At 64.0% G+C, this 11,333-nt stretch carries 9 protein-coding genes; 5 read left to right on the top strand and 4 right to left on the bottom strand.

Going from position 1 to position 11,333, the window contains the following annotated elements:
- Window positions 1–22: 22 nt before the first annotated feature.
- Window positions 23–1,606 (bottom strand): peptide chain release factor 3, encoded by a 1,584-nt coding sequence (locus N0B28_RS04970; RefSeq protein ID WP_043862501.1) that lies wholly within the window; start codon window positions 1,604–1,606, stop codon window positions 23–25.
- Between the two features lie 342 nt (window positions 1,607–1,948).
- Between N0B28_RS04970 and N0B28_RS04965 the strand changes: the two genes are divergently transcribed.
- Genes N0B28_RS04965 through N0B28_RS04950 form a run of 4 tightly spaced genes read left to right on the top strand, consistent with a single transcriptional unit; the run spans window position 1,949 to window position 5,386 of the window.
- Window positions 1,949–2,662: an ABC transporter permease gene (locus N0B28_RS04965; RefSeq protein ID WP_054916398.1), complete on the top strand. Its 714-nt coding sequence runs from the start codon at window positions 1,949–1,951 to the stop codon at window positions 2,660–2,662.
- A 14-nt stretch (window positions 2,663–2,676) separates the two neighbouring features.
- Window positions 2,677–3,585 carry a glycine betaine ABC transporter substrate-binding protein gene (locus tag N0B28_RS04960; RefSeq protein ID WP_088515319.1) on the top strand — a complete coding sequence of 303 codons (909 nt, stop codon included), beginning with the start codon at window positions 2,677–2,679 and terminating at the stop codon, window positions 3,583–3,585.
- Complete coding sequence (locus N0B28_RS04955) at window positions 3,582–4,235, top strand: ABC transporter permease (RefSeq protein ID WP_275730678.1); 654 nt, start codon at window positions 3,582–3,584, stop codon at window positions 4,233–4,235. Before N0B28_RS04960 ends, N0B28_RS04955 begins: the two co-directional genes overlap by 4 nt.
- Window positions 4,232–5,386 (top strand): ABC transporter ATP-binding protein, encoded by a 1,155-nt coding sequence (locus tag N0B28_RS04950; RefSeq protein WP_275730676.1) that lies wholly within the window; start codon window positions 4,232–4,234, stop codon window positions 5,384–5,386. The genes N0B28_RS04955 and N0B28_RS04950 overlap by 4 nt, the downstream gene beginning before the upstream one ends.
- Before the next feature lie 93 nt (window positions 5,387–5,479).
- On the opposite strand, the gene N0B28_RS04945 is transcribed toward N0B28_RS04950, so the two are convergent.
- The 3 genes from N0B28_RS04945 to N0B28_RS04935 all read right to left on the bottom strand — a co-directional run bounded on the left by N0B28_RS04945 (window position 5,480) and on the right by N0B28_RS04935 (window position 9,494).
- The gene (locus N0B28_RS04945) at window positions 5,480–7,906 is read right to left on the bottom strand and encodes a TonB-dependent receptor (protein ID WP_043862506.1); all 2,427 of its coding nucleotides are present in this window, start codon (window positions 7,904–7,906) and stop codon (window positions 5,480–5,482) included.
- A 107-nt stretch (window positions 7,907–8,013) separates the two neighbouring features.
- Window positions 8,014–8,988 carry a FecR family protein gene (locus tag N0B28_RS04940; protein ID WP_196932733.1) on the bottom strand — a complete coding sequence of 325 codons (975 nt, stop codon included), beginning with the start codon at window positions 8,986–8,988 and terminating at the stop codon, window positions 8,014–8,016.
- A gap of 17 nt (window positions 8,989–9,005) precedes the next feature.
- Window positions 9,006–9,494, bottom strand: a complete 489-nt coding sequence (locus N0B28_RS04935) for a sigma-70 family RNA polymerase sigma factor (RefSeq protein WP_043862508.1) — start codon at window positions 9,492–9,494, stop codon at window positions 9,006–9,008.
- Window positions 9,495–10,114: 620 nt separating this feature from the next.
- Here N0B28_RS04935 and N0B28_RS04930 point away from each other — a divergent pair.
- Entirely contained in the window at window positions 10,115–11,278 is a 1,164-nt protein-coding gene (locus N0B28_RS04930; protein WP_043862509.1) for a type III PLP-dependent enzyme, read from the top strand.
- Window positions 11,279–11,333: the final 55 nt, after the last annotated feature.

Raw genomic sequence — 11,333 nt, 5'->3', positions numbered from 1 at the left:
CGGGCGTGGGGTGTGCGAAAACTCAGTGGTGTTCGCGGGTGGCGCGGAATTTCACGTCCGGCCAGCGTTCTTCCATCAGCGCCAGGTTGACCCGGGTCGGCGCCAGGTAGGTCAGGTGACCGCCACCGTCGATGGCCAGGTTTTCCACGGCCTTGTTGCTGAATTCCTCGAGTTTCTTCTTGTCGTCGCAGCTGATCCAGCGCGCCGACCACACGGTGATCGGCTCGTAGCCGCACTCGACCTTGTACTCTTCCTTCAGGCGGCTGGCGACCACGTCGAACTGCAGCACACCCACGGCGCCGAGGATGATGTCGTTGCTGCGCTCGGGGAAGAACACCTGGGTGGCGCCCTCTTCGGCCAGTTGCTGCAGGCCCTGGCGCAGCTGCTTGGACTTGAGCGGGTCCTTCAGGCGCACGCGGCGGAACAGCTCAGGGGCGAAGTGCGGGATACCGGTGAAGCCCAGGCTCTCGCCCTCGGTGAAGGTGTCGCCGATCTGGATGGTGCCGTGGTTGTGCAGGCCGATGATGTCGCCGGCGAACGCCTCTTCGAGCTGCTCGCGCTCGGACGAGAAGAACGTCAGGGCGTCGCCGATGCGCAGGTCCTTGCCGGTGCGCACGTGGCGCATCTTCATGCCCTTCTCGTACTTGCCCGAGCAGATGCGCATGAACGCGATGCGGTCGCGGTGCTTGGGGTCCATGTTCGCCTGGATCTTGAACACGAAGCCGCTGAACTTCTCTTCGGTCGGCTCCACGGTGCGCTCATGGGCCACACGTGGCAGCGGACGTGGCGCCCAGTCGACCACCGCGTCGAGCACATGGTCGACACCGAAGTTGCCCAGCGCGGTACCGAAGAACACCGGGGTCAGCTGGCCGTTGATGAACTCGTCCTGGTCGAACTCATGGCAGGCGCCCTGCACCAGTTCCAGTTGCTCGATGAAGCGCTCGTACTCGTCACCCAGGTGGGCGCGGGCTTCGTCCGAGTCGAGCTTCTCGATGATCTTCACCTCGGTACGCTCGTGGCCGTGGCCCGGGGTGTACACGATGATGTAGTCACCGGCCAGGTGGTACACGCCCTTGAAGTCGCGGTAGCAGCCGATCGGCCAGGTGATCGGCGCGGCCTTGATCTTGAGAACCGCCTCGATCTCGTCGAGCAGCTCGATCGGGTCGCGGATATCGCGGTCGAGTTTGTTGATGAAGCTGACGATGGGCGTGTCACGCAGACGGCACACGTCCATCAGGGCGATGGTACGTGGCTCTACGCCCTTGCCGCCGTCGAGCACCATCAGCGCCGAGTCCACTGCGGTCAGGGTGCGGTAGGTGTCTTCGGAGAAGTCTTCGTGGCCGGGGGTATCGAGCAGGTTGACCATATGGTCGCGATACGGGAACTGCATCACCGAGGTGGTGATGGAGATGCCGCGCTGCTTTTCCATTTCCATCCAGTCGGAGGTGGCATGGCGGTCGGACTTTCGCGATTTCACCGTACCGGCGACGGCAATCGCCTTGCCCATCAGCAGCAGCTTCTCGGTGATGGTGGTCTTACCCGCATCGGGGTGGGAAATAATGGCGAAGGTGCGGCGTTTCGCGACTTCGGCGGCCTGGTTGGTCATGGGAAATCGCCTGACTGGAGATTCAAAAAAGGGCGGCGATTATAGCCCAAACTCACCCCCTAACTGAACCACTGGGTCGATCTGCGCTGGCCAAATGCCGCTTCCGATGGGAACCTTTGCGACTGCGGAGACGTCCACTGCCCTGTTACGAGATGTTACGTATACGGTTTTCAACCGTTCGTCAGGGTGGGTTTCATCGGCAACATGCGCCTGACGAGGCTGCGCTCATGGCGTGTTCCGCTCTACCGGAGCGACCCGCTGCTTATCGCGATCACACTGCCTGCTGCCTGGACCGGCAGCCGCCACGGGAGTGTGCCCGCCGACAAAAAAAGGAGTCCGCCTGTGGCTAAACGCTATGGCAAGGGGCTGATGGGATGGGCCGCCGCGCTCGTCATCCTGGCCCTGCTGATCCACTGGATCGGCATCGATACGATCGCGCACTACCGCGCCGATCTGTGGTTCTACCTGCAAGCGCACCTGATGCTGGTGGCGTGCTCGATGGTGGCGGCGCTGGCCGTGGGTATCCCCGCCGGCATTGCCTTGAGTCGACCGCACCGGGTCGACCGCGCCGAACGCTTCATGCAGATCTTCAACATTGGCAACACCGTTCCCCCCCTGGCCGTTCTGGCCATCGCCCTGAGCTTTCTGGGCATCGGCGCAGGCCCGGCAATCTTCGCGCTGTTCCTCGCCTCCCTGCTGCCCATCGTGCGCAACACCTACGAAGGCCTGAAAAACGTCCCCGCCTCGCTCAAGGAAGCCGCCACCGGCATCGGCATGACCCCGCGCCAGACGCTGTGGCGTGTCGAGCTGCCCAATGCGGTACCGATCATCGTCGGCGGCGTTCGAGTGGCACTGGCAATCAACGTGGGTACCGCGCCGCTGTCGTTCCTGATCGGCGCCAACAGCCTGGGCAGCCTGATCTTCCCCGGCATCGCCCTTAACAACCAGCCGCAACTGTTGCTGGGCGCCGCCACCACGGCCTTGCTCGCCCTGCTGCTCGATGCGCTGGTCAGCCAATGCAGTCGCCGCTGGCTCGAACGCGGCCTGGCCAACTAAGCGAAGGAACCCCCATGAAAAGAATCGCCTTGTTGCTGGGCGCGGCCCTGCTGTTCGCAGGATTCGCCCAGGCCGCCGACAAACCCCTGATCCGCCTCGGCGCGCGGGTGTTCACCGAACAGACGGTGCTGGCCGAAATCACCGCGCAGTACCTGCGCAGCCACGGCTTCGACGTGCGCATCACCGGCGGCCTGGGCAGCACCCTGGCGCGCAGCGCGCAGGAAAGCGGCCAACTGGACATGGTGTGGGAATACACCGGCGTGTCGCTGGTGTCCTACAACCATATCGACGAACGCATGGACAGCGCCGAGGCCACCTACGCCCGGGTCAAGCAGTTGGACGCGAAGAAGGGCCTGGTGTGGCTGGCACCCTCGAAGTTCAGCAACACCTATGCCCTGGCGCTGCCGCGCAACATCGCCGAGCAGTACCCGCAGGTCAACAGCATCAGCCAGCTCAATCAGGTGCTGCGCGACGAGCCCGACCGCAGCCATGTACTGGCGCTGGACACCGAGTTCGCCAACCGCCCCGACGGCCTGGTGGGCCTGACCCAGACCTACGACCTGCAGTTCACCCGCCGCGACATCCGCCAGATGGATGCCGGGCTGGTGTACACCGCGCTGCGCAACGGCCAGGTGTTCAGCGGGCTGGTGTACACCACCGACGGGCGCCTGAGCGCCTTCGACCTCAAGCTGCTGGACGACGACCTGCACTACTTCCCCGACTACACCGCCGCCCCGGTGGTGCGCCAGGCCGTACTCGACGCCCATCCGCAACTGGCCGGCCTGCTCAAGCCGCTGGCCGAGCAACTGGATGACGAGACCATGCGCCAGCTCAATGCCAAGGTGGACGTCGAGCACCAGAGCCCGAGCAAAGTCGCCGCCGCCTACCTGCGCCAGCATCCACCTGCCGAGGAGCAACCATGAGTCTGCTTGATACCTTCGCCCACCTGGACTGGGCCCAGGTGCTGCAACTGACCTGGGAGCACATCACCCTGGTCGGCATCGCGGTCACCCTGGCCATTCTGATCGGCGTACCGCTGGGCATCCTGATGACCCGCTTTCCTGTGCTTGCCGGGCCTCTGCAGGCCAGCGCCACGGTGCTGCTGACCGTGCCGTCGATCGCCCTGTTCGGCCTGCTGCTGCCGTTCTATTCCAAGTTCGGCCAGGGCCTGGGCCCGTTGCCGGCGATCACCGCGGTGTTTCTGTATTCACTGCTGCCGATCCTGCGCAACACCTACCTGGCACTGACCAACGTCGAGCCCGGCATACGCGAAGCCGCCCGCGGCATCGGCATGACCTTCGGCCAGCGCCTGCGCATGGTCGAGCTGCCGATTGCGGTGCCGGTGATTCTGGCCGGTGTACGCACCGCCGTGGTGATGAACATCGGCGTGATGACCATTGCCGCGACCATCGGTGCCGGTGGCCTTGGCGTACTTATCCTGACCTCCATCAGCCGCAGCGACATGTCGATGCTGCTGGTCGGCGCCGTGCTGGTGAGCCTGCTGGCCATCTTCGCCGACCTGCTGCTGCAAGCCCTGCAACGCTCGCTGACTCCAAAAGAACTGCTCAAATGATCGAACTTCAGAACCTGTGCAAGACCTTCCACAGCAACGGCAAGGACGTAAAGGCCGTCGACTCGGTAAGCCTGACGGTCAACGAAGGCGAGATCTGCGTGTTCCTCGGCCCGTCCGGGTGCGGCAAGAGCACCACCCTCAAGATGATCAACCGCCTGATCGCGCCCACCTCGGGCAAGGTGCTGATCAATGGCGAAGACACCACCGACCTGGACGCGGTGACGCTGCGTCGCACCATCGGCTATGTGATCCAGCAGATCGGCCTGTTCCCCAACATGACCATCGAGGAGAACATCACCGTGGTGCCGCGCCTGCTCGGTTGGGACAAGCACAAGTGCCACGAGCGGGCCCGCGAGCTGATGAGCATGATCAAGCTCGAGCCCAAGCAGTACCTGCACCGCTACCCGCGTGAACTGTCCGGTGGCCAGCAGCAGCGTATCGGCGTGATCCGCGCGCTGGCGGCGGATGCGCCGCTGCTGCTGATGGACGAGCCGTTCGGTGCGGTCGACCCGATCAACCGCGAGATGATCCAGAACGAATTCTTCGAAATGCAGCGTGCATTGAACAAGACCGTGATCATGGTCAGCCACGACATCGACGAGGCGATCAAGCTGGGCGACAAGATCGCCATCTTCCGCGCCGGCAAGCTGATCCAGATCGACCACCCCGACACCTTGCTGGCGCACCCGGCAGATGACTTCGTGAGCAACTTCGTGGGCCAGGACAGCACCCTCAAGCGCCTGCTGCTGGTGCGTGCCGAGGATGCGGCGGACAACGCGCCATCGGTGAGCCCCGAGACGTCGGTGGCCGATGCGCTGGAGCTGATGGACGAACATGACCGTCGCTACGTGGTGGTCACCGATGGCCAGAACAAGGCGATGGGCTATGTGCGCCGGCGCGACCTGCACCGTCAGCAGGGCACCTGCGCGGACTTCCTGCGCACGTTCAACGCCACCGCCGCGCACGACGAGCACCTGCGCATCCTGCTGTCGCGCATGTACGAGTTCAACCGTTCGTGGTTGCCGGTGCTGGACGCCGAGAACGTGTTCCTGGGCGAGGTCACCCAGGAATCGATTGCCGCGTACCTGAGCTCGGGGCGTTCGCGGGGCATGAAGACCTGCATCGTGTCGCCGGCCGAAACGGTGGCCTGAATAGCTCCACCGCGATCTACTGCCGAACAGACAAGGCTGGCAACGCCGGTCCGGCAGGCCATGGCCTGTGCGATCGGCGTAGCGAAGGCGTTGTCAGAACCCTACACTGGCCTGCACATAGAACGTGCGCGGCTCGCCCAGGTAGATCCCCGAATTGTTGTCGCTGGAACGGGTGAAGAACTGCTTGTCGAAGATGTTCTTCACCCCCGCCGCCAGCTTCAGGTTCGACAGCTGGGCACCAAAGTCATACCCGCCCCGCGCACTCCAGGTCACATACCCCGGAATGTCGCCATACTGCCCATCAGCCGTCGGTTCGGTGATGTAGTCGCCGGTGAAGGCACCTTTGCTGGTCATGCCGGTACCCGGAGCACGCTGTTTGGATTGCGCATAGGCGTCCACATTCCAGGTCCAGCGGTCCACCTGGTAACGCAGCCCGGCATTGGCGATCTGGCGTGAGTAGAACGGCAGGTCGCGCCCTTCGAAGCCCGGGATCGCCCCTTCATAGGTGGCGCGGGTGTAGGTGAAGCCGGCGTTCGCACTCAAGCCCTGCAGACGCGGGTCCAGCCCTGCCAGGTCGTAGTGCATCGAGGCCTCGATGCCCTGGTGCTTGGTCGCGCCCAGGTTGGTCCAGCCCACGTCGTTGCTGATGTACTGCAGCTCGTCATCGAAGTCGATGTAGAACGCGGTCAGCTCGCCGCCCCAGTTGCCGTTGTCATAGCGCGTGCCGATCTCGTAGGTCTTGGCCTTCTCGGCCTGCAGGCCGTTGGCAGTCTGGTCGCCCTGCCCGCCCTGGCCCAGCTGGAAGTACTGCAGGCTGCCGAACGAGGTCTCGTAGTTGGCGAACAGCTTCCACGCATCGGACAGGTGATACATCACACTCAATGCCGGCAGCGGTTCGTTGCTGGTCACGCTGCGGCTCTTGGCCACCACCGGCTTGTTGCCCAGGCCCATGACCGGGCGATCGTTCCAGTCGGTGTTGATGTGCTCGAAACGCACGCCCGGGGTGATGGTCCAGTTGCCCACGTCGATCTTGTTGTCGATGTAGTAGGCGCTGGCCTCGGTGCCGCCGGTACGGTCCTGGTACACGTGGCCGTCGGATTCCGGGGTCACGGTGGGCACGTTGTCGATCAGCGCCAGGCGCGTGGCCTGCTCGTGCATGGCTTCCTTGAGGTAGCGATAACCGACGCTGACCTCCTGGGTGGCCGGGCCGGTGACGAACACCCGCGACAGGCGCGGCTCGACGGCAAAGGTGTGGTAGCTGCGCGGGTACGACGACAGCGTCTGCTGGTCGCGCGCGGCAATGCTGCTGCCACGGAAGCTGTCGGTGTAGTAGGTCTGCACCTCGAACTGGGTCACGTCGTCGATCTGGCGCAGGTACTTGAGCGAGACATCCTTGCGCCGACCGGTGAAGTTGTCGTGGTCGCGGTCGGACTGGTAGGGGTTCTTGTCGAACTGGGCCTGGGTCAGGCCGCCGGGCATGTCGGCCTTGCCATCGTAGTAATGGAAGTTCAGCGACAGCTCGTCACGGTCGGTCAACGCCCAGTGGGTCTTGAACAGCACGTCGTCGATGTCGTTGCTGTTGTTGCTGCTGCGGTAGCCATTGCCTTTGACCCCGGAGTACAGCAACGCCGCACCCAGGCCATTGTCGGCGGTGCCGCCAAGGAAGGCCGACTCGATGTGCTTCCAGCCGCCATGACGCGAGGTCTGGATCGTGGTGCCCAACTCGCCGGTGGCCTTCTCGGGGATGGCTCGGGTGACGAAGTTGATCACCCCGCCGACGTTCTGCGGCCCATAGCGCACCGAGCCCGCGCCGCGCACCACGTCGATGCTGTCCAGGTTGCCCGAGGAAATCGGCGCCATCGACAACTGCGGCTGCCCATACGGGGCGAATGCGGCGGGAATGCCGTCGATCAGCACCGTGGAACGCGGCGACAGGCGCGAGGTGAGCCCGCGCACGCCGACGTTCAGCGCGATGTCGCTGCCGCCGGTGCCGTTGGAGTCCTGCACCTGCACACCCGGCACCCCGCGCAGCACGTCGCGCACGCTTAGCGCGCCCTGCTCGACCATGGCTTCACGGCGTACCACGGTGCGCGCACCGGGGTGGTTCTGTACCACGCTTTCCTGGGCGTCGCCCAGCCAGTCGCCGACCATGCTGATGTCGGTAGGCGCCAGCTCCAGGGTGCCGGGCGCCGTGCTCACTGGCTGCGCCGCGTGCAGCACCACGGTGCCCTGGGAAATCTCGTAGGTCAGCCCGCTGCCCTGCAGCAGGGCCTGCAGCGCCTGTTCGGGGGCCAGGTTGCCGGACACCGCCGGGGCCTGCTTGCCGGCCACCAGGTCGGGGCTGAAAAACAGTTGCAGCGATGTCTGCCGGCCCAGCTGGCCCAGTGCCGCGGCCAGCGGCTGGGCCTGGATCTGGATGCTGGTGGGGGCCGAATCGGCGTAGCTGTTGGCGATGCCGCCGCTGACGGCCAATGCCAGTGCCAGCGGCAGCCAGCGTTTGGAAACCTTGTTGTTGTTCACGTCGTCGAGAAGTCCTGAGGGTCAGAAAATCGGCCACCGCCTGCGAATGAAAATGCTTGGCAGTTGCAGTTGGGCAGGAAGACGAACAACGGGAAAAAAACCTGAATCTATTTTGCGATTATTTCTTGCGAGCCATCGGCATGGGCCTTGATGGCCACCGGCAGGATGCTGGGCAAGGCGCGCAGCAGGGCGTCGGTGTCATCGGTGCTGAAGCTGCTGCTGAGGCGCAGCGCCGCCGTTTTGCCGGGGGCCACGCGCAGCGGGTGTTCGCGGTAGCGCGACACCTCGCGCACCACCTCGCCCAGCGGCACATCGTTGAACACCAGTTTGCCGCCGCGCCAGGCGGTCAACGCGGCGGCGTCCACCGTATAGGGCGCTGCCACCGCGCCATGGGCATCGATGTGCGAGCCGAGGCCGGCGCTCAGCAGCGCCTGCGCCTGGCCGTCGCCCTGCACGCGCACCGAACCCTGCTCGACCGCCACGCGGGTCTGCTCGCTGTCGCGGCGCACATCGAAGCGCGTACCGGTGACCGTGACCTTGCCATGGCCGGTGCTGACCACGAAGGGGCGGGCCGTATCATGGGCAACGCTGAACATCACCTCGCCCTGCTCCAGACGAATGTCCCGCTGCCCGGCACTGAAACTCACCTGCACCCGCGTGCGGCCGTTGAGCTCCAGGCGCGAGCCATCGGGCAGGTCGAGCTGGCGACGCTCGCCCAGGCCGGTCTGCATCTGGCCCTGGTAATTGAGCTGGTGCTGCTGCCAGCCGAACCAGCCAAGCCCTGCCGCGACCGCCACCACACTGGCTGCCAGGGCCTGGCGCAACAGGCGTCGACGCGGCAGCTGGCGTACCGGGTCGGGCGCACACAAGGCCTGCAGGCGCTCGCGCGGCAGCAGGTCGGCCGCGCCCCACAGGCGCCCGAGCAGGTCGTATTCATATTTGTGCTGGGGGTGCTGCGCCAGCCAGGCATGCAGTTGCGCCTGCTGCTGGGGCGTCAGGGGCGCATCGCGGCCACGGGCGAACCATTCGGCGGCCTGGTCGCGCACGGCGTCATCGCCGCAGGGGCATGTGCCCTGATTCATGAAAACATTTGCCTGACTCATCTCGTTGACACATCCAGGTGCTCACGCAGATGCCGGAGCGTGCGGATCATATACTTTTCGACCATGTTCTTGGTCAAGCCCATGCGCTCGGCGATCTCGGCCTGGGTCAGGCCTTCGAGCTTCTGCCAGATGAACACTTTGCGGCAGTTGAGCGGCAGCTCGGCCAGGGCGCGTTCCACGCTGTCGGCCAGCTCCAGTGCATGCACATAGGCCTCGGGGTCATCGCCCGGGGTGGGCGAGAGGTCCAGCCCTTCCTGCTCCAGGGCCTGGCGCCGGTCTTCGCGCCGGTAGCCGTCCACGGCAATGTTGCGTGCCGTCTGGTGCAGATAGGCGCGCGGCTGCTCGACTGGCAGGGCGGGGTTTTCCAGCACCCGCACAAAGGCATCGTGCGCGAGGTCCTCGGCCTGCTGACGACTGCGCAGCTTGCGCGTCCAGGTGCCGATCAGCTCATGGTAGTGGTCGAGGAAGCCTTTGTGTCGAGACACGGTGCGGGGGTCGTCGCTAGGCGGGAGGGAGGTTGCGAATAGTAATGTTTCTTATTAAACCCGGCAATCACCGCCGGGCGATTGCCCTGCAACAGCGCCCATGCGAGCGGCTAAAAATATGCACACACGCCCCGCTGTGAACGGTGCCCGTGCCCTGCCCGTTCAAGCTGTTTGCGTGCGCTTGCCCAACCTTTTGGGGCCATCGTCGCCGAAGTTGACGCCATCGTTGTTTTAGCTGAGTTGGCCTGCAAAAGCTGCGAACGTGCGGGTATTTTTAACGCTTCGCAAAACTTCGGGAACATCTGCCTGTCATCCGGGTCGGTTAAAACGAGGGGTGTCTGCAACGTGCGTCAGCGTAGCGAAAAAACGCGAGATTTTTTGTTGATCTTGAATCCTTCAGGTCCTAAAGTTCGCGCCGAGCGTCCATGCTGGAAACGATCCATCCGGCTCAAGTACTGACGACGAGACAGCAAGGTCACCCGCTGCGCAGCTTCTGCGACCCGGTTGACCTTTTTGCTTTCGGCGACATGCCTTGGGAAGTAGGCGAACCAAAGTGGGGATACGGAGGGCGCTCAGTTGCAGCCACTTATTCATTCAGTTTGCCCATGGAGTCCCCCAGCATGTCGATCCAGGTCGAAGACTACTTCGCACGCGATACCTTCAACAAAATGAAGGCGTTCGCCGACAAGCAAGAAACCCCGTTCGTGCTCATCGACACGGCCATGATCAGCAAGGCCTATGACGACCTGCGCGCCGGTTTCGAATTCGCCAAGGTGTACTACGCGGTCAAGGCCAACCCTGCGGTCGAAATCATCGACCTGCTCAAGGACAAGGGCTCGAACTTCGACATCGCCTCGATCTACGAGCTGGACAAGGTGATGGCCCGCGGCATCGGCCCGGAGCGCATCAGCTACGGCAACACCATCAAGAAATCCAAGGACATCCGCTACTTCTACGAGAAGGGCGTGCGCCTGTACGCCACCGACTCCGAAGCCGACCTGCGCAATATCGCCAAGGCCGCACCGGGCTCGAAAGTGTATGTACGCATCCTTACCGAAGGCTCCACCACCGCCGACTGGCCGCTGTCGCGCAAGTTCGGCTGCCAGACCGACATGGCCATGGACCTGCTGATCCTGGCCCGCGACCTGGGCCTGGTGCCTTACGGCATCTCCTTCCACGTGGGTTCGCAGCAGCGCGACATCAGCGTGTGGGATGCGGCCATCGCCAAGGTCAAGGTGATCTTCGAGCGCCTGAAGGAAGAAGACGGCATCGTGCTCAAGCTGATCAACATGGGTGGCGGCTTTCCGGCCAACTACATCACCCGTACCAACAGCCTGGAAACCTACGCCGAAGAGATCATTCGCTTTCTCAAGGAAGACTTCGGCGACGACCTGCCGGAAATCATCCTGGAGCCTGGCCGCTCGCTGATTGCCAACGCCGGCATCCTGGTCAGCGAAGTGGTGCTGGTGGCGCGCAAGTCGCGTACCGCCGTGGAGCGCTGGGTATACACCGACGTGGGCAAATTCTCCGGCCTGATCGAAACCATGGACGAGTCGATCAAGTTCCCGATCTGGACCGAGAAGAAAGGCGAGATGGAAGAGGTGGTGATCGCCGGCCCGACCTGCGACAGCGCCGACATCATGTACGAACACTACAAGTACGGCCTGCCGCTGAACCTGGCCATCGGTGACCGCCTGTACTGGCTGTCGACCGGCGCCTACACCACCAGCTACAGCGCGGTGGAGTTCAACGGCTTCCCGCCGCTGAAGGCGTACTACCTGTAACCACGGGTCAGCTGCACACGAAAGGCGACGGTTGCTACCGTCGCCTTTTTTCATG

Source organism: Pseudomonas sp. SD17-1 (assembly GCF_029201585.1).
Taxonomy (GTDB): domain Bacteria; phylum Pseudomonadota; class Gammaproteobacteria; order Pseudomonadales; family Pseudomonadaceae; genus Aquipseudomonas; species Aquipseudomonas palmensis.
Note: the sequence above shows the minus strand (reverse complement) of the source record. Positions and strands in the feature narration are given on the sequence as shown.